The organism is Pseudomonas sp. PS02302 (genome assembly GCF_029959585.1).
GTDB classification, from domain to species: Bacteria; Pseudomonadota; Gammaproteobacteria; order Pseudomonadales; family Pseudomonadaceae; genus Chryseomonas; species Chryseomonas aestiva.
Genome location: NZ_JASCON010000025.1, coordinates 36,355 through 61,235, shown reverse-complemented (window position 1 = coordinate 61,235; position 24,881 = coordinate 36,355). Strand labels below are relative to the sequence as shown.

Genomic DNA, 24,881 nt, shown 5'->3' with positions numbered 1-24,881 from the left:
CAAGAGCTGTAAAAGATCGGCCTCTGGATGTGATGACCCCGGCGGCGCCCGGGCGGGCGCCGCCCTCCTCTTTCGTCTGACAGGAGTGCTTCATGGCAGCCCTGGAACAAACCACCGCCCAGAGCGCCGACAGCCTCGGTTTCGTCGGCATCGGCAAGACCTTTCCCGGCGTCAAGGCGCTCGCCGACATCTCCTTCAGCGTGCGTCCCGGCTCGGTGCACGCCCTCATGGGCGAGAACGGCGCTGGCAAGTCGACCCTGCTGAAGATCCTCAGCGGCTATCACGCCCCCACCACCGGCCACCTCAACATCGACGGCCAGGAACTGGTGTTCAAGAGCACCGCCGAAGCCATCCGCGCCGGCGTCGCCGTGATCCAGCAGGAATTGCAGCTGGTGCCGGAAATGACCGTCGCCGAAAATCTCTTTCTCGGTCACCTGCCGGCGCGCTACGGCATCGTCAATCGCGGCCACCTGCGCCGTCAGGCCCTGGACCTGCTCAAGGGCCTGGCCGAAGAGATCGACCCCAACACCAAGGTCGGGCGCCTGTCGCTCGGTCAGCGCCAACTGGTCGAGATCGCCAAGGCGCTTTCCCGTGGCGCCCGCGTCATCGCCTTCGACGAGCCGACCAGCTCGCTGTCCGCCCGCGAGACCGATCGGCTGATGACCATCATCGCTCGGCTGCGCGACGAAGGCCGGGTAGTGCTCTATGTCTCCCACCGCATGGAAGAGGTGTTCCGCATCTGCGACGCGGTGACGGTGTTCAAGGACGGTCGCCACGTGCGCACCATCGAGCGCCTGGCCGACATCACCCCCGACCAGCTGATCACCCTGATGGTCGGCCGCGATCTCGCCGACATCTACGACTACCGCCCGCGCGAGATCGGCGGCGGCTGCCTCAAGGTCGAGGGCCTGCTCGGTCAGGGCCTGCAGCAGCCGGTGGGCTTCGAGGTCTGCCAGGGCGAGATCCTCGGCCTGTTCGGCCTGGTCGGTGCCGGTCGCACCGAGCTGTTGCGCCTGCTGGCGGGTCTGGAAAAGCACAAGGCTGGCAGCCTGAGTCTCAAGGGCGCCCCGATCAGCCTCAGGTCGCCGCGTGACGCCATCGCCGCCGGCATCCTGCTGTGCCCGGAAGATCGCAAGAAGGAAGGTATCGTGCCGCTGGCCAGCGTGGCCGAGAACATCAACATCAGCGCTCGCGCCCATCACGCCAGCCTCGGCTGCCTGATCCAGGGGCGCTGGGAAAAGGCCAACGCCGAAAAGCAGATTCGCGCGCTGAACGTGAAGACACCCCACGCCGGGCAGAGGATCAAGAACCTTTCCGGCGGCAACCAGCAGAAGGCCATCCTCGGTCGCTGGCTGTCGATGCCCATGCAGGTGCTCCTGCTCGACGAACCCACCCGCGGCATCGACGTGGGCGCCAAGTCAGAGATCTACGCCATCATCCATGACCTCGCCGCCCGCGGCATCGCCGTGGTGGTGGTGTCCAGCGACCTGATGGAAGTCATGGGCGTGGCCGATCGCATCCTGGTGATGAGCGAAGGCGCCATCACCGGCGAGGTGGCCCGCGCCGAGTTCAACGACGAGCGCCTGCTGCAGCTCGCCCTGCCCCGTACCCGGGCCTGATGAAAACAAGAAAAGAGGTTCAGTCCATGTCCGCCCAACCCCACAGCCTGACCCCGCCGCGCCGCGGCTTCGACATGCGTCGCTTCCTCGACGACTGGGCCATGATGCTGGCCGCCGTCGTCATCTTCACCCTCTGCGCGCTGTTCGTGCAGAACTTCCTCTCGCCGCTGAACATGCGCGGTCTGGGCCTGGCGATCTCCACCGTGGGCATCGCCGCCTGCACCATGCTGTTCTGCCTGGCCTCCGGCCACTTCGACCTGTCGGTGGGGTCGGTCATCGCCTGTGCCGGGGTGGTCGCCGCGGTGGTGATGCGCGAATTCGACAGCGTCTTTCTCGGCGTCGCCGCCGCCCTGGCCATGGGCCTGGTGGTCGGCCTGATCAACGGCCTGGTGATCGCCAAGCTCAAGATCAACGCCCTGATCACCACGCTGGCGACGATGCAAATCGTGCGCGGCCTGGGCTACATCTTCTCCGACGGCAAGGCCGTGGGCGTCTCCCAGGAGCAGTTCTTCGTGTTCGGCAACGGCCAGCTGTTCGGCCTGCCGGTGCCCATCGTCATCACCCTGCTGTGCATCCTGTTCTTTGGCTGGCTGCTCAACTACACCACCTTCGGCCGCAACACCATGGCCATCGGCGGCAACGAGGAAGCCGCGCTGCTGGCCGGGGTCCACGTCGATCGCACCAAGATCATCATCTTCGCCATGCACGGGGTGATCGGCGCCCTGGCCGGCGTAGTGCTGGCCTCGCGGATGACCTCCGGCCAGCCGATGATCGGCCAGGGCTTCGAACTCACGGTGATCTCCGCCTGCGTGCTGGGCGGGGTTTCCCTGGCCGGCGGCATCGGCATGATCCGTCACGTGATCGCCGGCGTGCTGATCCTGGCGATCATCGAGAACGCCATGAACCTGAAGAACATCGACACCTTCTACCAGTACGTCATCCGCGGAACCATCCTGCTGCTGGCCGTGGTCATCGACCGCTTCAAGCAGCGCTAAACCCAGACTGTGCCCTCCCCCGCGGCGCCACGGGCCGTGCCGGGGACCGCTTTGCCCGTGAAATGCCCGAGGACAAGACAATGACCACGCCCAAACGCCCGCTCCGCTCCGCCCAGTGGTTTGGCAGCAACGACAAGAACGGCTTCATGTACCGCAGCTGGATGAAGAATCAGGGCATCCCGGATCACGAATTCCAGGGCAAGCCCGTCATCGGCATCTGCAACACCTGGTCCGAGCTGACCCCCTGCAACGCCCACTTCCGCAAGATCGCCGAACACGTCAAGCGCGGCATCTATGAAGCCGGTGGCTTCCCGGTGGAATTCCCGGTGTTCTCCAACGGCGAATCCAACCTCAGACCCACCGCCATGCTGACCCGCAACCTGGCCAGCATGGACGTGGAGGAAGCCATTCGCGGCAATCCGGTGGACGCCGTGGTGCTGCTCACCGGCTGCGACAAGACCACGCCGGCGCTGCTGATGGGCGCCGCCAGCTGCGACGTGCCGGCCATCGTCGTCACCGGCGGCCCCATGCTCAACGGCAAGCACCACGGCCGCGACATCGGTGCCGGTACCATCGTCTGGCAGATGCACGAGGCCTACAAGGCAGGCGCCATCGACCTCAACGAATTCCTCTCCGCCGAAGCCGGGATGTCGCGCTCGGCCGGTACCTGCAACACCATGGGCACCGCCTCCACCATGGCCTGCATGGCCGAAGCCCTGGGCACCTCGCTGCCGCACAACGCGGCCATTCCGGCGGTGGATTCGCGGCGCTACGTGCTGGCGCACCTGTCCGGCATGCGCATCGTCGAGATGGTGGAAGAAGACCTGCGGCTGTCGAAGATCCTCACCAAGGAAGCCTTCGAGAACGCCATTCGCGTCAACGCCGCCATCGGCGGTTCCACCAACGCGGTGATCCACCTCAAGGCCATCGCCGGCCGCATCGGCGTGGACCTGGAGCTGGATGACTGGACCCGGGTCGGCCGCGGCACCCCCACGATCGTCGATTTGCAGCCCTCCGGCCGCTTCCTGATGGAGGAGTTCTACTACGCCGGCGGCCTGCCGGCGGTGATCCGCCGCATGGGCGAAGCCAAGCTGCTGCCCCATCCCGAGGCGCTGACCGCCAACGGCAAGAGCCTCTGGGCCAACTGCGCCGAAGCGCCCATCTACGGCGACGACGAGGTCATCCGCGCCCTGGACAACCCGCTGCGCGCCGACGGCGGCATCTGCGTGCTGCGCGGCAACCTGGCGCCCAAGGGTGCGGTGCTCAAGCCCTCGGCCGCGACCCCGGCGCTCATGCAGCATCGCGGTCGCGCCGTGGTGTTCGAGAACCTGGAAGACTACAAGGCGCGCATCGTCGACCCGGACCTGGATATCGACGAGACCTGCGTGATGGTGCTGAAGAACTGCGGACCCAAGGGGTATCCGGGCATGGCCGAGGTGGGCAACATGGGCCTGCCGGCCAAGCTGCTGGCCAAGGGCATCACCGACATGGTGCGCATCTCCGACGCCCGCATGAGCGGCACCGCCTACGGCACGGTGGTCCTGCACGTGGCACCCGAGGCCTCGGCCGGTGGCCCGCTGGCGGTGGTCCGCGAAGGCGACATGATCGAACTGGACTGCGCTTCCGGGCGCCTGCACCTGGATATCCCCGACGCAGAACTGGCCGCGCGCCTGGCCGACTGGCAACCGCCGGCCGACCAGCTACTGGCCGGCGGTTATCGCCGCCTCTACGTCAACCATGTGCTGCAGGCCGACGAAGGCTGCGACTTCGACTTCCTGGTCGGTTGCCGCGGCGCCGAGGTGCCTCGCCACTCCCATTGACCGGCTCTACCCCCTCTCCCACCGGGAGAGGGTCGGGGTGAGGGGCTGGCGCAGCCTCTCGTTCCGGAACTCGGGGCCCTCTGCCCCACTCTTGCACAACAACAAACCGAAAAGGTGGTCGAGATGAAACGCACGTTAGCCCTCACCGGACTTGGACTGTCACTCATGATCAGCACCCTTACCGCCCAGGCGGCCGGCCTCACCAGCCAGCAGTCGAGCTTTGGCAAGCTGCCCGATGGCACCCCCATCGAGAAGTTCGTCCTGACCAACAGCCACGGCATGCAGGCCACCGTCATCACCTACGGCGGTGTGCTGCAGGCGCTCAAGGTGCCCGACCGCAAGGGCCACAGCGAAGACGTGGTCCTGGGCTTCGATGACGTCCAGGGTTATCTCGACAACCCCACCGTATTCTTTGGCGCCACCATCGGCCGCTTCGGCAACCGCATCGCCGAGGGCCGCTTCAGCCTCGATGGCAAGAGCTACCAGATCCCCCAGAACGACAAGACCAACGCCCTGCACGGCGGCCCCCAGGGTTTCAACACCAGGGTGTGGAAGGCCGAGCCGGCCAAGGGCGACGGCTGGGTCGGCGTGACCCTGAGCTATGTCTCCCCTGATGGCGAGATGGGCTTTCCCGGCACCCTGACCACCCAGGTGACCTACCAGCTGGACGAGCACAACCAGCTGACCCTCAAGTACCGCGCGACCACCGACAAGCCGACGGTGCTCAACCTGACCAACCACAGCTACTTCAACCTGGCCGGCGCCGGCAGTGGCACTGTGCTCAAGCAGGTGGCGATGCTCAATGCCGACACCTACACCCCGGTGACCGCCAAGCTGATCCCCACCGGCGAGTTGCCGACCGTGGCCGGCACGCCCATGGACTTCCGCAAGCCGACCGGCATCGGCAAGCACATCGCCGACGAAAATCAGCAACTGAAATACGCCGAACCCAAGCAGGGTGGCTATGACTTCAACTGGGTGCTCAACACCGCTGGCGATCTGCAGAAGGCCGCTGCCGTGGTAAGCGATCCGAGCTCCGGTCGCACCCTGACCCTCTACACCACGGAGCCGGGCGTGCAGTTCTATACCGGCAATTTCCTGGAAGGAAACATCAAGGGCAAGGCCGGCAAGACCTACGGCCATTGGGGCGCCTTCACCCTGGAAACCCAGCACTACCCGGACGCGCCCAACCAGCCGAACTTCCCCACCACCCGCCTGGATCCCGGCCAGACCTACACCCAGACGACCATCTTCAAGTTCGCCGGCAAGTAGGGCCTGCTCCGACTCAAGCAAAGGCCGCTCCCGGGAGCGGCCTTTGCTTTGGTGCTCCCCTCACCCCAACCCTCTCCCAGAGGGAGAGGGGGCAAAAGCGGAGCGCCTCTCGCCTCCGTGCCCCGTGCTCCGTGCTCCGTGCTCCGTAGCGTGGAAAACGGCGCAGCCTTTTCCACTGTCCTGCCATTGGCCTTTTCCATCACCCAATAAAAAACCCGGCGTCTCGCGACGCCGGGTCTTCTACCACTCAGGACTGCGCGATCAGATCGCGGCCTTGGTGTTCTCGCCGTTCACCAGACGCTGGATACCCAGCGGATTGGCGTTCTGCAGGGCTTCCGGGAGGAAGGCATCCGGGTAGTTCTGGTAGCACACCGGACGCAGGAAGCGATCGATGGCCAGGGTACCGACGGAGGTGCCGCGGGCATCGGAGGTCGCCGGATAGGGACCGCCATGGACCATGGCATCGCTGACTTCCACACCGGTGGGATAGCCGTTGAGCAACAGGCGACCAGCTTTCTGCTCCAGCAGGCCGATGATGGCCTCGAAGCGTTGCAGATCGGCGGGCTCGGCCAGCAGGGTGGCGGTCAGCTGGCCGTGCAGGCCTTGCAGCGCCTGGTGCAGCTGGGCTTCGTCAGCCACCTCGACCACCACCGTGGTGGGACCGAAGACTTCTTCCTGTAGCAGCTCGTCGTTTTCCAGCAACAGGCTCACATCAGCCTTGAACAGCTGCGGACGCGCCTGATTGCCTTCTTGGTTGGCACCGGCCAGGTGCTGCACACCGGAATGGGCCAGCAGCGCCGCCACGCCCTTCTCGTAGCTCTTCAGGGTGCCCGGATTGAGCATGGTCTGGGGCGCCTGCTCGTTCATGGCACCGGCCAGGCGCTCGAGGAAGCCGCTGAACTCGGGCGAACGCACGCCGATGACCAGACCCGGATTGGTGCAGAACTGGCCGCAGCCCAGGACCACGGAGGCCGCGAGTTCACCGGTGATGGCGTCGCCACGGGCCTTGAGTGCCTCGGGCAGGATCACCACCGGGTTGATGCTGGACATCTCGGCGAACACCGGGATCGGCTGCGGACGGGCCGCGGCCATGTCGCACAGGGCGCGACCACCGCGCAGCGAGCCGGTGAAGCCCACTGCCTGGATGGCCGGGTGCTTGACCAGCTGCTCGCCCACGCCACCGCCATAGATCATGTTGAACACGCCCTTGGGCATGCCGGTCTTCTCCGCGGCGCGCAGGATGGCATCGGCCACGTATTCGGCGGTGACCATGTGGCCGCTGTGGGCCTTGAACACCACCGGGCAACCGGCGGCCAGGGCCGCGGCGGTGTCGCCACCGGCAGTGGAGAAAGCCAGCGGGAAGTTGCTGGCGCCGAAGACGGCCACCGTACCCAGGCCGATGCGGTACTGACGCAGGTCAGGACGCGGCAGCGGCTTGCGCTCGGGCAGCGCGGTGTCGATGCGTGCACCGTGGAAGTCACCGCGACGCAGCACCTTGGCGAACAGGCGCATCTGGCCGCTGGTACGGCCGCGCTCACCCTGGATGCGACCAGCCGGCAGCGCGGTTTCCTGGCAGACCAGCTGGACGAAGTCGTCACCCAGGCCATCCAGTTCGTCGGCGATGGCATCCAGGAAGGCCGCGCGCTTCTCGGCGCTCAGCTTGCGGTACAGGGGCGCGGCCTGCTCGGCGGCGCGGGCGGCGGCATCGACCTCGGCCGCGGACGCTTGGAAGAATTCATAGGGCAGTTTCTCGCCAGTCGTGGCGTCGATGCTGTAGACCCGCACCTCGCCCTCGCCGCTGCGAGCGCCACCGATGTAGTTCTTGCCTTGAATCTGCATTGTTCTCGACTCCTTATACCTAGGGGTTCAGGGAAGACCACCCGCAAAGGGGAGGTCTTCGAAAGGGTGGCACGCTCAGTCTCAGAGCGGCCGGGCCAGCCTGTGCGATACCCACTCTAGCATCCGCATAGTCAGCAGTCATCATACAACTATCAGAGCTGCTGGACCTGCCCGGGCTGGAAGGCTGCCGTGCCGGCCTTGACGCCATTGCTCAGCGGCTCGCCGAATTCCGGCACCGCGATCTCGAATCGGTCGCCCGGCTCGACGCGCACACCGTCGGCGAAGGACAGGGTCGCCGTGCCGAAGAAATGCACATGGACATCGCCCGGTCGCAGGAACTGCGCATACTTGAAGTGGTGATACTCGAGGTTCTCCAGGCTGTGGCACATGTTGTCCTCGCCGGAGAGGAATTCCTTCTCCCAGACCACCTGCTCGCCGCGACGGATCCGGCTGGTGCCCGCCAGATGGCGCGGCAGCTCACCGGTGCGCAGCGCCGGACCGAAGCTGCAGTAGCGTAGTTTGGAATGGGCCAGGTAGAGATAGTTCTTGCGTTCCATCACGTGGTCGGAGAATTCGTTGCCCACCGCGTAACCCAGGCGATAGGGCGTGCCGTCGTCGCCGATCACATAGAGACCGGTCAGCTCGGGCTCTTCACCGGCGTCCTCGGCGAATTCCGGCAGCGGGATGTCGGCACCGGGACGCACCAGGATGCCGCCGTCGCCCTTGTAGAACCATTCCGGCTGGGCACCGGCCGTGCCGGTCGCGGGCCGACCGCCCTCCACGCCCCATTTGAACATGCGCATGGAGTCGGTCAGCTTGGCCTCCTCCTGGCTGTTCTGCTGGTGCATCTTGTCGCGGGTGGCGGCGCTGCCCAAATGGGTCAGACCGGTCCCGGTGACCAGGCAGTGCGCGGGGTCCTCGTGGTCCAGCGGCGGCAACAGGCGGCCGCCGTCGAGCAGCTCGGCATAGGCCGGTCCGGGCTCCAGGCCCAGGGTCTGCACCTGAGACTCCAGCGACACGCCGGCGCGGATGGCCTGCAGCGCCAGGGTCCGGGTGCTGGTCGCGCCCCGGACCTGCTGGACTTCGCCGCGCTCGACCACGCCGACGCGGCGCTGGCCCTGTTGGTCTTCGAACTGAATCAGGTGCATGGCATTCTCCTTGTTGGTTATCGCCTGAAGGAGACTTTACTCGGCGCTACGGGGCCTGCCTAATGAGAGCTCCCTATCCCGCGATAACCAACGGTTATTCCCATGCTGCCATCCCTGGGCTCCATAGCCTCCCGTCTGCGCCTGCGGCAACTGCGCCTGCTGATCGCCCTCGACGAGGAAGGCTCGCTGCACAAGGCCGCCGAACGCATCGCCATTTCCCAGCCCGGTGCCACCAAGGCACTGCACGAGATCGAGAGCACCCTGGGCGCCACCCTCTTCCTGCGCACCCACCAGGGCCTGCAACCCAACGACCTGGGCCGCTGCGTGATTCGCTATGCGCGGCTGATCGAGAGCGACCTGGCCCACCTGCGCGAAGAGATGCTCGGCATTCTCCAGGGCGAAGGCGGCCGGCTGGCGGTGGGGGTGATCATGGGCGCCGTGCCCCGCCTGATAGCCGCGGTGTCGCGCCTGGGTGCCGCGCAACCCCAGCTGGGTATCGAGATCATCGAGGACACCAGTGTGCGTCTGCTCGACCTGCTCGACGCCGGCCGCATCGAGGTGGCCATCTGCCGCAGCAGCGTCAGCCGCCGGCCGGATGCCTACGCCTGCCTGGAGGTGCGCGAAGAACGGCTGGAGATCGTCTGCCATCCCCGCCATCCGCTGGCGGAGTCGGAGACGCTGGGGCTGGCCGAACTGGTCGACAGTCGCTGGATCGTCTATCCGGCCAACCTGCCCATGCGCCTGACCCTGGAACGGGAATTCCGCGCGGCGGAACTGGAGTTTCCCCGCTATCCGGTGGAAACCTCCTCGACCTTCACCCTGCTCGGCCTGCTGCAGGAAGACGCCAGCCAGGTGGCCATGCTGCCCAGCGACATCGCCCAGTTCGGCGAAAGGCATGGCCTGCTGCGTCGCCTGCCGGTGGTCCAGCGCACCCGCAACGAGCCCTATTCGATCCTGGTGCGCCAGGGCGCGGGGTTGTCGGCGGCCGCGCAGCTGCTGCTGGAGCAGTGGCGGCTGGAAGCGTGAAACCTCTATCGCGGCCATGGCGGTCCGCCGATGCTGCCGCTCCTATAGATGAAAGCACTACGACTTGTCGCGATTTCGCCGAGTCTGACGTGACTAAACGCCTACTCGGATAGCCCCCTCTCCCCTCGGGAGAGGGTTGGGGTGAGGGTTGTCCCCTTCAGCGCAGTCTCCAGTGGAAAGGCTACGCCGTTTTCCACGCTACGTACTGCTGCGGCCTGAAATGCATCGCGGCCATGGGCCGCTCCTACGAAAGCATCATGCACTGTAGGAGCGGCCGCATCGGCGGACCGCCATGGCCGCGATAAACCATCAAAAAAACTAACCTCAATACGTCGGCAACGTCACCCCGTGGAACAGGGTCTCCAGCTCCTGCCGCGAGGGCGTCTGCATCGCCTCGGCGAGGACATCGCGGGTCAGGTGCGGCGCGAAGCGGCCGATGAAGTCGCACATGAAGCCGCGCAGGAAGGTGCCGCGGCGCAGACCGATCTTGGTCACACTGGCCTCGAAGAGGTGGCTGGCGTCCAGGCAGACCAGGTCGGCATCGGCTTTGTGATCCACCGCCATGTCGGCGACGATGCCCACGCCCAGGCCGAGGCGGACATAGGTCTTGATGACGTCGGCGTCCGCCGCGGTCAGCACCACGTTGGGCTCCAGGCCCTGGCGGGCAAAGGCCTCGTCGAGCTTGGAGCGCCCGGTGAAACCGAAGACGTAGGTCACCAGCGGCTGTTCCGCCAGGTGCTCCAGGGTGAGGTGCTCCACCTTGGCCAGCGGGTGGCCCTGGGGCACGATGACGCAACGGTTCCAGCGATAGCAGGGCATCATCACCAGGTCGTTGAAGCGCTCCAGCCCCTCGGTGGCGATGGCGAAGTCGACGGTGCCGTCGGCGGCCATCTCGGCGATCTGGGTCGGCGATCCCTGGTGCATGTGCAGGGCCACGTCCGGATACTGCTTGATGAATTCGCTGATCACGTCCGGCAGCGCATAGCGCGCCTGGGTGTGCGTGGTGGCGATGGACAGGGTGCCCTTGCGCTCGTTGGAGAACTCCTGGGCGATCTGCTTGATGCTCTCGCACTTGCGCAGGATCTCGCCCGCGGTCTGGATGATCCGCTCGCCCGCTGGGGTCACCCGGGTCAGGTGCTTGCCACTGCGCGCAAAGACCTCGACGCCCAGCTCGTCCTCGAGCAGACGAATCTGCTTGCTGATGCCGGGCTGCGAGGTATAGAGACTCTGGGCCGTGGCGGATACGTTCAGATCGTGGTGGGCGACTTCCCAGATATATCTCAACTGTTGCAGCTTCATGCCGGCTCCTCGCTGACCCCGTGCGCAAGCATATAACAGTAATGCAGCCCTTAAGCTTTTTCTAGACCGAAATCGAATTAAGTCGCGAAGGGCAAGGCTGACGCTTATGGATCAGCCCTGCCGCAGCGGCACCAGGTACACCGGGATGCGCGCGGTCTGCAGCAGGCAACTGGCGGTCCGCCCCAGGGGTGTCACCTGGGCGTCGCCCTGGCTGCGACTGCCGATCACCAGCAGATCCGCGGCGAACTCCTGGGCCTGCTTGAGGATGGCCGCGGGCGGATCGCCCTGCACCACCCGCACGGCACGCACCAGCCCCACCGTGGCCGGGGTTTCCAGCAGGTCTTCGCGCAGGGATTCGAACACCTGCTGCTCGATGGTCTCCAGGACCTGATCCAGACCGCCATTGCGCAGGCGGTCCAGGGATTCGCCATCCAGATGCTGCTGCAACAGGGTAGACGCCAGCAGGCCGAGCGGCTCCACCACATGGACGACATACAGCTGGGCCTGATGGATACGGGCGAGATTCAAGGCATGCTGAAAGACATAGGGCGAACACAGGCCCAGGTCCGTGGCATAGAGCAGAGAGCGGATCACGATTCCTCCTGACCAGATCGACCGACCTGACCGGTGCAACGCGGGATAGCCCTTTCCAGCGTAGCAGGGGAAAAACGTTTGCGCTGCGAACCGCGCGTTAGAGCCCTTTCAGGGCAGCTCTTCGGGCTCGCGTGCGGCGGTGGCCAGGATCGCCGCCGCCAGCGCCGGTTCGCGCAGCGGTGCCTGCACCGCACCGAGCAGCTCGCCGTCCCGGATCAGGAACAGCGCCGGCAGATGAAAGACGCCATAGCGCTGCACCAGACCGCCGCTGCGCTCGGCATCCACCCAGTACAGCCGCTCGACCGGCAGCTTCGCCGCAGGCAGCACCTGGCGCGCCAGCCGGCAGGAGGCGCAGCCGACGCTGGTGAAGATCAGCAGCGAGCGCCCCGGCGCCGCCAGCAGGACGGCATCCGCCGTCCCGTCGTCCAATTCCATCGCTTCCTCGCCTCACTCATCGTTAAGGCGCGCCCTCAGGCTTGCCAATAGCGTCGTAACCATTGTGAGCGGGCGGGACACGCGTTAAGGTGCCCCATCCTCTCCACCGTATTTTGCCTGCACGGGTCCCGTCCTGTCGCAGCGCCGTGACCGACGAGTAGCACCATGGCCGCACAGCCCCGCCTTAACGACCTCAACATCGAAGCCAACGAGCCGCTCATCACCCCCGAGCAGCTCAAGCAGGAGATCCCGCTGAGCGATCTCGCCGCCGACACCGTCGCCCAGGGCCGCCAGGTCATCCGCGATATCCTCGACGGCAAGGACCACCGCCTGTTCGTGGTGATCGGCCCCTGCTCGATCCATGACATCAAGGCCGCCCACGAATACGCCGAGCGCCTCAAGGTACTGGCCGCCCAGGTCAGCGACAGCCTCTATCTGGTCATGCGCGTCTATTTCGAGAAGCCCCGTACCACCGTGGGCTGGAAGGGCCTGATCAACGATCCCTATCTGGACGATTCCTTCAAGATCCGGGACGGCCTGCACATCGGTCGCCAGCTGCTGCTGGACCTGGCGGAAAAGGGCCTGCCCACCGCCACCGAGGCGCTGGACCCCATCTCCCCCCAGTACCTGCAGGATCTGATCAGCTGGTCGGCGATCGGTGCCCGCACCACCGAGTCCCAGACCCATCGTGAAATGGCTTCGGGCCTCTCTTCCGCGGTCGGCTTCAAGAACGGTACCGATGGCAGCCTGACGGTGGCCATCAATGCCCTGCAGTCGGTCTCCAGCCCGCACCGTTTCCTGGGTATCGACCAGCGCGGTCAGGTCTCGGTGGTGATGACCAAGGGCAATGCCTATGGCCATGTGGTCCTGCGCGGCGGCAACGGCAAGCCCAACTACGACTCGGTCAGCGTCACCCTGTGCGAGCAGGCGCTGGTCAAGGCCAAGGTCAAGCCGAACATCATGGTCGACTGCAGCCACGCCAACTCCAACAAGGATGCCGCCCTGCAGCCGCTGGTGATGGACAACGTCGCCAACCAGATCGTCGAGGGCAACAATTCCATCGTCGGCCTGATGGTGGAAAGCCACCTGGGCTTCGGCAGCCAGCCGATTCCGGCGGATCTGTCGCAACTGGAGTACGGCGTCTCGGTGACCGACGCCTGCATCGACTGGGCGATGACCGAGAAGAGCATTCTCGACATACACCGCAAGCTCAAGGATGTGCTGCCGCGCCGCGCGCGCAGCTGATCCGCCAGCGGATACAAAAACGCCGGGCTCAGCCCGGCGTTTTTCTTCCGCACCAGAGCCTGTTCAAAGTCTCGCGAGCTAGAGACAAACAAGGCGAAGCTGGCTGAGGAAGCGGATCGGACCCGCGCTCGGGTTTACGAATGGTAAATGAGCATTGCGACGGGGCCACCTTGGCCGGGCTGGCGACCCAGGCCAGTTTCAACGCCGTTTGGCCGACGCGCAGCAGACTTAGGACAGGCGCTCAGGCCAGCGGCGTCACCTGGCCACGCCGCTCCAGGTAGTGCTCCACATAGGAGCAGGAGGGAATGACGCTGTAGCCGCGGCTCTCGGCGTAGTTCAAGGCGTGCTCGGCCAGCCTAGCGGCCAGACCGCGCCCACGCAGGGCATCGGGGACGAAGGTGCGATAGAAATCCATCGTCTGCTTGCCCAGATCCATGTAGGCGAGATAGGCGCGTTGACCGTCGACAGAAAGCTGGAATTGATGATTGGCCTCATCGTGTTCCACGTGCAGGGATTCGTTCATGACTACTCCTTGGCGGTTTGGCTCCGCCTTATCCATTGTTATCGATGATACCCGAAGACGAGAACGCACCCTTCCTGTGCGGGACTGAGCCACAGCGCGTCAGACCCCTCCGGAAGAAGCAGGTTCTGACCAGCCGTCGCACCGAGAAATCACACTATATCAGGGCTGTTCACGCGGGAGCAGGCGCGGCTTTGACCTTGACAACTTCCGGTCATCCTCTAACGTTTTGAAACGTTCGTGGCTTTCAGCCATCCAAGCAGTTGCTGGTGCCGGGTGCGGGCATTCGGGGGCGAACACGGGGAGCAGAGAGGAATTTCCGCAAAAAATCCCTCTTCAACGGGTTCACTCAGTTTACTTACGACCGGTAATGAGTAGTATGTAGCCGCAATTTTCCACCTGGGAAATTGATCTTAAAACAGGATGTCTACCTCAAGGGGTTTACGATGAACAACGCTCTGAAATTCGCCGCCCTGGCTCTGGCCGCTGCTATGGCCACTGGTTGCAGCACCGCTAACAAGGAAAGCGAAGCTCGCCTGACCGCTACCGAAGACGCCGCTGCCCGCGCTCAGGCTCGTGCTGACGAAGCCTACCGTCACGCTGACGAGGCCCTGGCCGCCGCTCAGAAAGCTCAGCAGACCGCTGACGAAGCCAACGAGCGCGCCCTGCGTATGCTGGAAAAAGCCAGCCGCAAGTAAGCGCCTCGGCTGGAAAGGCGAGTGGCAACAGTCGCCTTTCCCGGAGCAAACAAAAAGCCCGCCATCTCAGATGGCGGGCTTTTTGTTTGTCTGGCCGGCTGAGCGCGCTCGGCCGGTCGCGATCACAGGGTCTTGGCGGGCGCCTTGGCCACCGTACCGGTAACCATGCCGGCAGGCAGGTCGGCGATTTCCACCGGCAGGCCGTCCTGGCCCTGGACCACGTCACGTACCGTGTTCCAGTTCACCGCGCTGTTGGCCTGCAGCAGGTCATCACGCTTGATCAGCGCATTGACCACCGCGGCTTGACGGTCGATGTCGGTCGGGTCGCCCTTGAGGTTGACCGGCTGATGGGCTTCCAGATAGAGCTTGCCCTGGCTCACGCCGAACTTGTAGGGCTCGTCGATGATGCGCACCGGCGTGCCGACTGGCAGCATGCCGACCAGTTCGGTGACGTTGAAGTTGTACATGCGGAAGCAGCCGTGGCTGACCTGCATGCCGATCCCGAACTTCTTGTCCGAGCCGTGGATGAGATAGCCCGGCAGGGTCAGACGGATCTTGTAGGGACCAAGGGGATTGTCCGGACCGGGCGGAACCACCTTGGGCAGCGGATCGCCTTCGGCGGCGTGCTCGGCACGGATGGATTCCGGCGGATACCAGGCCGGATCCTTGATCTTGTCCACCACCTTGGCCACGCCGACCGGCGAGCCCCAGCCATCACGACCGATGCCCAAAGGATAGGTGAACACCGAATGACCACCTTTGGGGTAGTAGTACATGCGGTATTCGGCGATGTTGATGACGATGCCTTCGCGCGGCCCGGGCGGCAGGATGAACCGCGTGGGCAGCACGATCTCGGTGCCGGCGCCCGGCAGCCAGGCATCGACGCCGGGATTGGCGGCCACCATTTCGGTGTAGCCCAGATCGTACTTCTGGCCGAGATCGGCGAAGGTGTCTTCGTAGGCGGCCTTGATGACCTGAACCTCGCCGACCACGTCTTCACCGGGTGGCGGCAGCGGCAACTCCAGTGCCTGAGCCGTACCCGCGCTCAACAGACCAAACAGCGAGAGGGAACCGACCAGGGTCGAAACGCGCGCGGGCATGGGATGAATCCTTGCAAGGAGCAAAAAGGTGACGGCGCGAATTGTACACGCCTCGATCGGCGTCCGGCAGGGCCTGGAGCCTGCTCAAAGGCTCGCGAGCTAGCGCCGAACCAGGCGAAAAGACCTGAGAAAGCGGAGTTTACGAGGTGTAAATGCGCATTCCGAAGGGATTTCAACACCGTTTGGCCGACGCGCAGCAGACGTTGGGCAGGCTCTCAAAAGACCTGTAACGGATTGGGCAGACCCCGTTTGGCGCCCTGCAGCCGCTGCATGCAGGCCGGGCAGAGGGTCTTGAGCCCCAGCGCCCGACGACTTAGCGCATGCATCCGGGGCCGCGCCGGCAGCAGGGTGCCGCACAGGGTCCGGTCGGTCGGCGAGCCCAGCTCCAGCTGCCGGGCGACGATATGCACCCGCCCCTCGCGGCAGGCGAACAGGTCGAGCTGGGCATCGGGCTGGATCAGCTGATAGCCGTGCATGGACCGGGAAAGGCGGGACATCGGGATACTCCAGGGGCGGATCCGCCGGGCGGTAGATTGGCCGGACCGGCGGGGCGCGCAACCTTAGCGGAAAGCCTCGCCGGGGAAAAGTCCGACGTTCAGTCGCGCAGCAGCGGCTGCAACTGGGGCCAGGCGTTGTCCAGCAGGCGTTGCTGGGCATTGGCCTGGGGATGGATGCCATCCGCTTGCATGAAGGCGGGATCACCGCCTACCCCTTCGAGCAGAAAGGGCACCAGGGCCACCTGCTGGGCCTTGGCCACGTCGGTATAGACCTGGGCAAAGCCGTCGGTATAGCGCGGTCCGTAGTTGGGCGGTAGGCGCATGCCCAGCAGCAGCACGCGCGCGCCCCTGGACTTGGCCTGCTCCACCAGGGCGCTGAGGTTGCGCTCGAACTGGGCCAGCGGCTGGCCACGCAGACCGTCGTTGCCGCCCAGCTCGATGGCCACCACCGTGGGCTGGTGGTCGGCCAGCAGCTGGGACAGGCGCGCCAGGCCACCGGCGGTGGTGTCGCCACTGATGGACGCATTCACCACCTGATAATCGAGCTTCTGCTCCTGCAGGCGCCGCTCCAGCAGCCGTACCCAGCCCTGGCCTTCGGCGAGGCCGTAGCCGGCGCTGATGCTGTCACCCACTACCAGCAGGGTGCGCGCCATGGCCAGCGGTGTCAGGGTCAGGCAGAGCACGGCAAGCAGCCAGGCAATGCCTTGGCGCAAAGGCGCACTGGACTTCGCCCGGTTTTTTGACTCTAACTCGCCACAGCCGCCCGCGTGCGGGCCCTTCGAATACGGCATCGGAATCCTCATGAGCGAAGTCATACTGCTGGCACGCGACCTTAGCAAGGTCGTCACGGGCGCGGAAGGCGCGCTGCCGATCCTCCAGGCGCTGGATCTGCAACTGGAGGCCGGCGACAGTTTGGCCATCATCGGCAGCTCGGGTTCCGGCAAATCCACCCTGCTCGGCCTGCTGGCCGGTCTCGATCTGCCCAGCGGCGGCGAGGTCCATCTCGCCGGTCAGCGGCTGGACACCCTCGACGAAGACGCCCGCGCCCGGCTGCGCGCGGAACGGGTGGGCTTCGTCTTCCAGTCCTTTCAGCTGCTGGACAGCCTCACGGCACTGGAAAACGTCATGCTGCCGCTGGAACTGGAGGGCGTGCGCCAGGCCCGGGAACAGGCAGTGGCCCTGCTGGAACGGGTCGGCCTGGGCGAACGGCTGCGTCATTACCCGCGCCAGCTCTCCGGCGGCGAGCAGCAGCGGGTGGCCCTGGCGCGAGCCTTCGCGCCGCGACCCAGCATCCTTTTCGCCGACGAACCCACCGGCAATCTCGACAGCCGCACCGGCGCCCATATCAGCGATCTGCTGTTCGAACTCAACCGCGAGCGGGGCACCACGCTGGTGCTGGTGACCCATGACGAACGCCTGGCCGCGCGCTGCGCCCGCCAACTGCGCCTGGAAGGCGGTCGGCAGGTCGCGGCATGAGGCGCACCGGTCTACCCTTCGCCCGGCTGTTCGGCCTGGCCTGGCGCCAGAGTCTGAGAGAACTCCGCGCCGGCGAGATCCGCATGCTCTGCCTGGCGCTGGTGATCGCCGTCGCGGCCAGCGTCGCCATCGGCTACTTCACCGCCCGCCTCGGCGCGGGCATGGCGAATCGCGCCAGCGAATTCCTCGCCGCCGACCTGGTGCTGCTGGGCAGCGAACCGCCCCGTCCGGAACAGGTGGACGCCGGCCTGCAGCTCGGCCTCGAACACAGCCGCTCGCTCAACTTCAGCACCATGGCGGCAGGTGCCGAGGCCCTGCAACTGGCCAGCGTCAAGGCGGTCCAGGCCAACTTCCCCCTGCGCGGCGAGGTGCGCAGCGCCGCGCTACCGGACGGTCCCGAACAGCCGGGCGGCGCGCCGGCGCCCGGGGAGGCCTGGGTCGAGCCGCGCCTGCTGCTGGCGCTGGATGCCAAGGTTGGCGACCGCCTGGACATCGGCCGCAAGGCCCTCACCATCACCCGCGTGCTCACCTACGAACCCGACCGCGCCGGTGACTTCTACAGCCTGACGCCCCGGGTGCTGATCAATCTCGACGACGTGGCCGCCACCGGGGTCATCCAGCCCGGCAGTCGGGTGCGCTATCGCGAACTCTGGCGCGGCGAATCCCAGGCACTGGCCGCCTATCGCCAGGCCCTCACCCCGGCCCTGGCCGCCAACCAGCGCTTCGAGGGACCGGGCGACGGCAATCGGCAACTGGGCAACGCCCTGGAACGCGCCCAGCGCTACCTCGGCCTGGCCAGCCTGGTGGCGGTGGTGCTGGCCGGTGTAGCGGTGGCGCTGTCGGCCAATCGCTTCGCCGCGCGGCGCTTCGACGCCAGCGCCCTGCTGCGCTGCCTGGGCCTGACCCGGCGCGACGCCCTGATGCTCTACGGCCTGCAACTGGGGCTGCTGGGCCTGGCGGCAAGTCTGCTCGGCGCCCTGCTCGGCTGGCTGGCGCAGCTGGTGCTGTTCGAGCTGCTGCACGGACTCTTGCCGGCGCGCCTGCCGGCCGCCGGGATCGGTCCGGCGCTGGCCGGCATGGGCACCGGGATGGTCGCCCTGGTCGGCTTCGCCCTGCCGCCGCTGGCCGCCCTGGGGCGGGTCCCGCCACTGCGGGTGTTGCGCAGCGACCTGCAGCCCGTGCCCCTGCGCACCTGGCTGGTCTATGGCTGCGCCCTGCTCGCGCTCGGGCTGATCATGTGGCGGCTGTCGCTGGATCTGCGCCTGACCCTGGCGCTGCTGGTGGGCGGCCTGCTCGCCGGGCTGCTGTTCGGCAGCCTGCTGTACCTGGCCCTGCGCGGCCTGCGTCGGGGGATGCAGGGTGCGCCCCTGGCCTGGCGGCTGGGGCTGGGTCAGCTGCTCCGATACCCCCTGGCAGCGGTGGGCCAGACCCTGGCCTTCGGCCTGATCCTGCTGGCCATGAGTCTGGTGGTGCTGCTGCGGGGCGAGTTGCTGGAGCGCTGGCAGGCGCAATTGCCGGCCGAGGCACCCAATCACTTCGCCCTCAATGTCCTGCCGGACGAGCGCCAGGCCTTCGCCACGGCAGTGGACAAGCTCTCGCCCCACGCCAGTCCGCTCTATCCCATCGTGCAAGGGCGGCTGGTCAGCGTGAAGGGGCATCCCGCCCAGGAAGGGCTGGAAGACGACTCCCGCGGTGGCCGTGCCACCCGGCGCGATCTCAATCTGACCTGGTCGGCTGGGTTGCCGGACGGCAATCGCCTGGAAGCCGGTCAGTGGTGGGATGCGCTGCCCGCTGGCGAGCTACCCGGCGTCTCGCTGGAAAGCGAACTGGCGCGCAGCCTCGGCGTCGGCCTGGGCGACACCCTGGGCTTCATCATCGGTGATCGCCAGATCGAGGCGCGGATCACCAGCCTGCGGCAGGTCAGCTGGGACAACTTCCAGCCGAACTTCTTCGTCATCTTCGCCCCGGGTGCCCTGGAGGGTGTGCCCTTCACCTATCTGGGCAGTTTCTACCTGCCGCCCGGTCACGACCGCGAGTTGCTGAACCTGGCCCGGCAATTCCCGGCGGTGACCCTGCTGCCCATCGATGCCCTGCTCGATCAGCTGCGCAGCATCCTGCGCCAGGTCAGCGTGGCGGTGGAGTTCGTGCTGCTGTTCGTGCTGGCCGCCGGTATCGCCGTGCTGCTGGCCGGCCTGCAGGCGACCCTCGACGAACGCATCCGCCAGGGCGCCCTGCTGCGCGCCCTGGGTGCCCGGCGCGAATTGCTGCAACGGGCAAGGCGCACCGAATTCATCCTGCTCGGCGGCGCCAGTGGCTTGCTCGCGGCGCTCGGTTGCGAGATCGTCAGCGCCCTGCTCTACCGGCTGGCCTTCGACCTGGACTGGCAACCCCATCCCTGGCTGTTGCTCCTGCCGGTGCTGGGCGCCCTGCTGGTCGGCACGGCGGGCCTGCTGGGCACGCGGCGGGCCCTTACCGCCAGTCCGTTACTGATCCTGAGAGAAAGCTGATCCATGAGTCGCTACCGTCCGCCGCGCACCGCCGGCACGCCCCTGATCACCGCCGCCGGCGAAGCCCGGCTGCGCGCCGAACTCCACGAGCTGTGGAACGTGCGCCGGCCCCAGGTCACCCAGGCGGTGAGTGAGGCGGCCGCCCTGGGCGATCGCTCGGAGAACGCCGAGTACATCTATGGCAAGAAGATGCTGCGCGAGATCGACAGCCGAGTGCGCTTCCTGCGCAAGCGGCTGGAGAATCTCAAGGTGATCCGCGAGCGCCCGGCGGATCCGGGCAAGGTCTATTTCGGCGCCTGGGTCACCCTGGAAGACGATGACGGCGCCGAGAAGCGCTATCGCATCGTCGGCCCGGACGAGCTGGACCTCCGGCAGAACCTCATCAGCATCGACTCGCCCCTGGCGCGGGCGCTGGTCGGCAAGGCGCTGGACGCGGAAGTCCGCCTGCAGACGCCGGCTGGCGAACAGCGCTGGTACATCGTCGAGATCGCCTATCCGGAAGAAGCGGGCTAGCGCCGGCGGGTGATCACGCCCTGCCGCGCCACCCGGGTCAATTCCCGCACCAGGGGTGCGAGACCGGCCTGGCCGGGCGACTGCACCACGGCGAAGTCGAAGCTGTCGTCGGCAAAGCCAAGCAACTGTTCGGCGCGCTCGGCGAAGCGGATCTGCAGTGTGCGGCTGTGGGGCCAGCGCCTCGGCCAGCCTTCGAGATAGCGCAGCAAGGTGGGCTGGTCGGGACCGCCGAGCAGGATGGCGGGATGACAGGCAAGCTTGCCCTGGGTCAGGGGGGTAAGGCGTAGCGGGAGCGGTAGCATGGACGAAATTCCGCCTCGTGGATCCAGCTGGGCGGTAGTACGAGGCCTGTTCCGTCCAGCGCTTTAGCGGTATTTGTAAGCGCCCCGCAAGTTGCTGTTTAAATCGGCGCAGGATCATCCTAGGGAGGGCCCGACTGCCCTGTCAAGCGGGCTTCAGCCGTCTTCGCGGCGGATCGCCCTGGGGCTCGTCGCCGCCACGGCCGGTGCCTCCAGGCGCGCCCGTTCACGACTGAAGGCCACCCGGTACTTGTTGACGCTGGCGACGTAGTTGACCACCCCGATACCCACCTCCTCGGCGGCGATGCGCTCGACCTGGAAGAACCAGCGATCGCCGTCCAGGCCCTGCTTGCGCGCCTTGGCCCTGAGCGCCTGGACGCGCTCCGGTCCCAGGTTGTAGGCCGCCAGGGTAAAGGCGCGGCGCTCGCGCTCGGCAAGCCGCGGACTGGAGAAGAACTCCCGCCGCAGGCGCGCCAGATAGCGGGTGGCGGCCTTGACGTTGTCCTCGGCGGAATGCAGGTTGCGCACCCCGACGCTGCGCGCCGCCCGCGGGGTGATCTGCAGCAGCCCCGCGGCGCGGCCGGCACCGCGGGCGTGGGGATCGAGGCCGGATTCCTTGTAGGCCATGGCGGCCAGGGTCAGCCAGTCGAAGTCATAGGCCTTGGCGTAGCGCTGCAGCAGCGGTCGCACCTGGGCCAGGCGCTTGCGGTCATGGGCCTGTAGCGGATCGCGCACCTGGTAGCGGCGCGCATAGGCCTGGCGAAAGGCCTGGTCATCGTCGCGTGCCTGGGGTTGCCGGGCGAAGGCCCGTATCCGTTCGGCCAGCCGGTGCGCTGGCGCGCGCAGATACCAGAGCTGCGGCTGGTCATGGGCCACCACCACCCGATCGGCGACCCGCAGGCGTGACAGCACCCGCGCCCAGCGATGGGCCAGGCCGGCTTCGACGACGCTGAGCGGATAGATGCCGGCCTGGGTCAGTTCCAGGACGTCTTCCACCGCCAGGGTCGGATCGGCCCACTCGATCTGCACCGGCCGCAATCTGCGCTTTTCCAGCTGGACGTTGAGCCGTTCCAGGGCCGGGCCGGCGGCGCTGCCCTGGGGTAGCACCACCCGGCGCCCGGCCAGTTGTTCCAGATGACGTGGCAGGCGCTGGCCGCGTCCACCCACTACCACCAGGCTGGCGGGCGCCGCCACCGACGCGGCGATCAGCGCCGAATGCGGCGGTGGCAGCAGGGTTTCGCCCGGCGCCACCAGATCGCCCTCGCCTCTTTGCAGCGCCGCCAGGAGGTCGTCCTTGGCCTTGGGCACGAAGACCAGGCGCAGCGGCCGGCCCCCGGGCTGGTGCTGCAGGTAGCGGGCGAAGGCCTGCAGGCGCCGATACTCGATGCCCAGGGCCTGGCCGTTCCATTCGCCGGAGCTGTGGCGACTCTGGTTGACCAGGACGCGCAACTCGCCGGTACGCTCGATGGCAGTCAGGTCGCGGGCCGCGACATGCCGCGGTGCTTCGGGTGGCAGCGCGCCGAGCCGCGCCTGGGCGGAACCGGCGAGCAGGCAGCCGAGGATGACAAGGGTGAATCGAAACGGCATCCAGGACTCCTGACCTGGCCGGGACAGCGCCGATAGCACCCGGACTACGGATAGAATGAGCGAACAAAGTCTGTAGAAGGTCCGCACCATGCAATTGATCGACATCGGCGTCAACCTCACCCACCCCAGTCTGCTCAAGGAGGTGGACGCGGTGATCGAGCGGGCCCAGGCCGCCGGTGTGATGCAACTGGTGCTGACCGGTACCACCCTGGAAGACAGCGAGAACGCCCTCAACCTCTGCCTGCGCCTGGATGCGGGTGAAGCCCTGTTCAGCACCGCGGGCGTCCATCCCCACGAAGCCTCGACCTGGAACGCCGCCGCGGCCAGGACCCTGCGTGACCTGGCCGGCCAGCCCAAGGTGCGGGCCCTGGGCGAATGCGGCCTGGACTTCAATCGCGACTTCACCCCGCGACCGCAGCAGGAGCGCTGCTTCGAGGAACAGCTGGCCCTGGCCGCCGAATTGCGCCGCCCGGTGTTTCTCCACGAACGCGACGCCAGCGAGCGGATGCTGGCGATCCTGCGCGACTATCGCGATCATCTGCCGGCCGCCGTGGTGCACTGCTTCACCGGCGAGCGCAAGGCGCTCTACGGCTACCTGGATCTCGACCTGCACCTGGGCATCACCGGCTGGATCTGCGACGAGCGCCGTGGCCTGCACCTGCACGAACTGGTCGGGCAGATCCCGGTCGGCCGACTGATGCTGGAAACCGATGCCCCCTACCTGCTGCCACGCACCCTCAGACCCAAGCCGCGCCATGGCCACAACGAGCCGGCCTTCCTGCCGGAGATCCTGCGCACCGTGGCGCGCCTGCGCAACGAAACGCCCGAGCAGACCGCCCTGCACACCACTGCCACCACCCGCGCCTTCTTCGACCTGCCGGAGATCGCCGAGCCAGAGCGGGTCGAGGAATACGACTAGGCGCGGAGCGCCGCTGCGCTAAAGTCGCGCAGGCCGGGGCCGTTAACCTCAGGGCTTGTTCCGCGGCGTCACCCTGCTCCCTGCAGGACGTTGACGCCAGTCAAGATCCGGGGCGCGCCGGCCTGCCAGGCTGTGCGGCCCCGCCGACTGGATGCCCCCTTATGTTTGCCTGGCTGCGCGATATTTCCCTCAAGTACAAATTCTGGGCGGTCAATGCCGTCGCCTTCGTCACCAGCCTCTTGCTGGTGCTGGTCGCCATGCAGCTGGAAGTCTCCGGTCGCGCCGAGCAGCTCAAGGCGGTCAAGGCCGCCGTGGGCGACGCGGCGGCCAGGCTGAGCGCCCCGACCTTCGGCGACATCTTTATCGCCCGGGCGCCGGAATACGCCCTGGCCGTGGGTGTGTTGATGCTGGTGCTGCTGGTGGCCTCGCAGCTCCTGATCCGCTTCATCCTCGGCAATCTGCAACGCCTCAAGGACACCATGCTGCGGGTGGAGCGCGACGGCGATCTCACCGCCCGGGTCGAGGTGCGCGGGCGTGACGAGGTCGGGCAGATGACCCAGGCCTTCAACGCCATGCAGGACAGCTACACCCGCGTCGTCGGTACCGTGGCCGCCAGCGCCTCGCGCCTGGACGAAGGCGCCGGGCGCCTGGCCAGCGGCATGCAGGGCGTTCGCGGCGGCATGCACGATCAGCAGCACGAGACCGACCAGGCGGCCACCGCGATCAACGAGATGAGCGCCACCGTGCAGCAGATCGCCGAGCACGCCGCCGGCACCCGCGACCAGTCCCAGGAAGCCGATCGCCTGGCCGGCGCCGGCCAGCAGGCGGTGGAGCGCGTCGGCCAATCCATCGCCGACCTCTCCCAGGGCGTGCAGCAGACCGCGGTGATGATCCAGGAGCTGGCCGAGAACAGCGAGCGCATCACCAGCGTGGTCAACGTCATCCACGGCATCGCCGAGCAGACCAACCTGCTGGCGCTCAACGCCGCCATCGAGGCGGCCCGCGCCGGCGAGGCCGGCCGTGGCTTCGCCGTGGTGGCCGACGAGGTACGCAACCTGGCCAAGCGCGTCCAAGGCTCCACCGACGAGATCACGCGCATGGTCGACAGCCTCCAGGCCGGCACCCGCGATGCCGTGGAATTCATGCGCGAGAGCTCGCTCAAGGCCGACGACTGCGTGGTCCAGGCCGGCGCCGCCGGGCAGGCCCTGGCCGACATCACCGCCGCCGTGACCCTGATGCGCGACAGCAACACCCAGATCGCCGTGGCCGCGGAGCAGCAGGCCCAGGTGGCAGAAGAGATGAGCAGGTCGGTTGTAGGCATCCGCGATGTCACGGAAAGGACCATGCTGCTGACGCAGGAGTCGGCCAGCACCAGCACCGAACTGGCCGCCCTCGCAGGAACCCTGAATCAGGCGATCCGCCAGTTGCGCCTATAGCCTCCATAGCGAGAGCGCATTCGCGCGGTTGCCCGAC

At 66.8% G+C, this 24,881-nt stretch carries 23 protein-coding genes; 12 read left to right on the top strand and 11 right to left on the bottom strand.

The features are described 5' to 3' along the window. Positions 1–92 precede the first annotated feature (92 nt). From araG to QMX82_RS10885, 4 genes are all read left to right on the top strand, one after another. Positions 93–1,619 carry an L-arabinose ABC transporter ATP-binding protein AraG gene (araG, locus tag QMX82_RS10900; RefSeq protein ID WP_208692149.1) on the top strand — a complete coding sequence of 509 codons (1,527 nt, stop codon included), beginning with the start codon at positions 93–95 and terminating at the stop codon, positions 1,617–1,619. Between the two features lie 26 nt (positions 1,620–1,645). After that, positions 1,646–2,614, top strand: a complete 969-nt coding sequence (gene araH, locus QMX82_RS10895; RefSeq protein ID WP_166655940.1) for an L-arabinose ABC transporter permease AraH — start codon at positions 1,646–1,648, stop codon at positions 2,612–2,614. A gap of 80 nt (positions 2,615–2,694) precedes the next feature. Next, positions 2,695–4,434, top strand: coding sequence for an IlvD/Edd family dehydratase (locus QMX82_RS10890; protein WP_208692150.1), 1,740 nt, complete (start codon positions 2,695–2,697; stop codon positions 4,432–4,434). A 123-nt stretch (positions 4,435–4,557) separates the two neighbouring features. Next, positions 4,558–5,706: an aldose epimerase family protein gene (locus tag QMX82_RS10885; protein WP_282283295.1), complete on the top strand. Its 1,149-nt coding sequence runs from the start codon at positions 4,558–4,560 to the stop codon at positions 5,704–5,706. Between the two features lie 261 nt (positions 5,707–5,967). Here the strand turns inward: QMX82_RS10885 and QMX82_RS10880 are convergent, their stop codons facing one another. Further along, positions 5,968–7,545, bottom strand: coding sequence for an aldehyde dehydrogenase (NADP(+)) (locus QMX82_RS10880; protein ID WP_282283293.1), 1,578 nt, complete (start codon positions 7,543–7,545; stop codon positions 5,968–5,970). A gap of 152 nt (positions 7,546–7,697) precedes the next feature. Further along, complete coding sequence (araD1, locus tag QMX82_RS10875) at positions 7,698–8,693, bottom strand: AraD1 family protein (RefSeq protein ID WP_208692153.1); 996 nt, start codon at positions 8,691–8,693, stop codon at positions 7,698–7,700. Positions 8,694–8,795: 102 nt separating this feature from the next. Here araD1 and QMX82_RS10870 point away from each other — a divergent pair, with 102 nt between their 5' ends. Next, complete coding sequence (locus QMX82_RS10870; protein ID WP_282283290.1) at positions 8,796–9,719, top strand: LysR family transcriptional regulator; 924 nt, start codon at positions 8,796–8,798, stop codon at positions 9,717–9,719. A gap of 324 nt (positions 9,720–10,043) precedes the next feature. Here QMX82_RS10870 and cysB read toward each other — a convergent pair whose 3' ends face one another. The 3 genes from cysB to QMX82_RS10855 form a co-directional block, all read right to left on the bottom strand. After that, complete coding sequence (gene cysB, locus QMX82_RS10865; RefSeq protein WP_208692155.1) at positions 10,044–11,018, bottom strand: HTH-type transcriptional regulator CysB; 975 nt, start codon at positions 11,016–11,018, stop codon at positions 10,044–10,046. 111 nt (positions 11,019–11,129) lie between these two features. Then, positions 11,130–11,612, bottom strand: a complete 483-nt coding sequence (locus QMX82_RS10860; protein WP_208692156.1) for a universal stress protein — start codon at positions 11,610–11,612, stop codon at positions 11,130–11,132. Positions 11,613–11,720: 108 nt separating this feature from the next. Continuing rightward, positions 11,721–12,047: a thioredoxin family protein gene (locus tag QMX82_RS10855; protein WP_282283284.1), complete on the bottom strand. Its 327-nt coding sequence runs from the start codon at positions 12,045–12,047 to the stop codon at positions 11,721–11,723. 165 nt (positions 12,048–12,212) lie between these two features. On the opposite strand from QMX82_RS10855, the gene QMX82_RS10850 reads away from it, so the two are divergent. Beyond that, positions 12,213–13,292, top strand: coding sequence for a 3-deoxy-7-phosphoheptulonate synthase (locus tag QMX82_RS10850; RefSeq protein WP_282283282.1), 1,080 nt, complete (start codon positions 12,213–12,215; stop codon positions 13,290–13,292). Positions 13,293–13,533: 241 nt separating this feature from the next. Here the strand turns inward: QMX82_RS10850 and QMX82_RS10845 are convergent, their stop codons facing one another. Next, entirely contained in the window at positions 13,534–13,815 is a 282-nt protein-coding gene (locus QMX82_RS10845) for a GNAT family N-acetyltransferase (RefSeq protein WP_187980002.1), read from the bottom strand. A gap of 443 nt (positions 13,816–14,258) precedes the next feature. On the opposite strand from QMX82_RS10845, the gene QMX82_RS10840 reads away from it, so the two are divergent. Next, a complete protein-coding gene (locus tag QMX82_RS10840) occupies positions 14,259–14,510 on the top strand; it encodes an Lpp/OprI family alanine-zipper lipoprotein (protein ID WP_059315705.1) in 252 nt (83 codons plus the stop codon). A 122-nt stretch (positions 14,511–14,632) separates the two neighbouring features. On the opposite strand, the gene QMX82_RS10835 is transcribed toward QMX82_RS10840, so the two are convergent. From QMX82_RS10835 to QMX82_RS10825, 3 genes are all read right to left on the bottom strand, one after another. Next, positions 14,633–15,610 (bottom strand): L,D-transpeptidase family protein, encoded by a 978-nt coding sequence (locus QMX82_RS10835; protein WP_208692159.1) that lies wholly within the window; start codon positions 15,608–15,610, stop codon positions 14,633–14,635. Between the two features lie 215 nt (positions 15,611–15,825). Next, entirely contained in the window at positions 15,826–16,107 is a 282-nt protein-coding gene (locus tag QMX82_RS10830; protein WP_158892670.1) for a hypothetical protein, read from the bottom strand. 98 nt (positions 16,108–16,205) lie between these two features. Beyond that, complete coding sequence (locus QMX82_RS10825) at positions 16,206–16,760, bottom strand: arylesterase (protein WP_282283304.1); 555 nt, start codon at positions 16,758–16,760, stop codon at positions 16,206–16,208. Positions 16,761–16,908: 148 nt separating this feature from the next. Here QMX82_RS10825 and QMX82_RS10820 point away from each other — a divergent pair, with 148 nt between their 5' ends. From QMX82_RS10820 to greB, 3 genes are read left to right on the top strand one after another with little or no spacing between them, the layout of a single operon-like run. Beyond that, positions 16,909–17,583 (top strand): ABC transporter ATP-binding protein, encoded by a 675-nt coding sequence (locus QMX82_RS10820; protein WP_208692160.1) that lies wholly within the window; start codon positions 16,909–16,911, stop codon positions 17,581–17,583. Next, positions 17,580–20,090: an ABC transporter permease gene (locus QMX82_RS10815; RefSeq protein WP_282283269.1), complete on the top strand. Its 2,511-nt coding sequence runs from the start codon at positions 17,580–17,582 to the stop codon at positions 20,088–20,090. Before QMX82_RS10820 ends, QMX82_RS10815 begins: the two co-directional genes overlap by 4 nt. Before the next feature lie 3 nt (positions 20,091–20,093). Further along, positions 20,094–20,603, top strand: a complete 510-nt coding sequence (greB, locus tag QMX82_RS10810; protein ID WP_133862710.1) for a transcription elongation factor GreB — start codon at positions 20,094–20,096, stop codon at positions 20,601–20,603. On the opposite strand, the gene QMX82_RS10805 is transcribed toward greB, so the two are convergent. After that, entirely contained in the window at positions 20,600–20,905 is a 306-nt protein-coding gene (locus QMX82_RS10805) for a hypothetical protein (protein WP_282283267.1), read from the bottom strand. The two genes, greB and QMX82_RS10805, sit on opposite strands and share 4 nt — an antisense overlap. A 153-nt stretch (positions 20,906–21,058) precedes the next feature. Next, positions 21,059–22,489 carry a transglycosylase SLT domain-containing protein gene (locus tag QMX82_RS10800; protein ID WP_282283265.1) on the bottom strand — a complete coding sequence of 477 codons (1,431 nt, stop codon included), beginning with the start codon at positions 22,487–22,489 and terminating at the stop codon, positions 21,059–21,061. An 88-nt stretch (positions 22,490–22,577) separates the two neighbouring features. On the opposite strand from QMX82_RS10800, the gene QMX82_RS10795 reads away from it, so the two are divergent. Continuing rightward, complete coding sequence (locus QMX82_RS10795; protein ID WP_282283263.1) at positions 22,578–23,408, top strand: TatD family hydrolase; 831 nt, start codon at positions 22,578–22,580, stop codon at positions 23,406–23,408. 161 nt (positions 23,409–23,569) lie between these two features. Beyond that, positions 23,570–24,844 (top strand): methyl-accepting chemotaxis protein, encoded by a 1,275-nt coding sequence (locus tag QMX82_RS10790; protein ID WP_282283261.1) that lies wholly within the window; start codon positions 23,570–23,572, stop codon positions 24,842–24,844. Positions 24,845–24,881 lie beyond the last annotated feature (37 nt).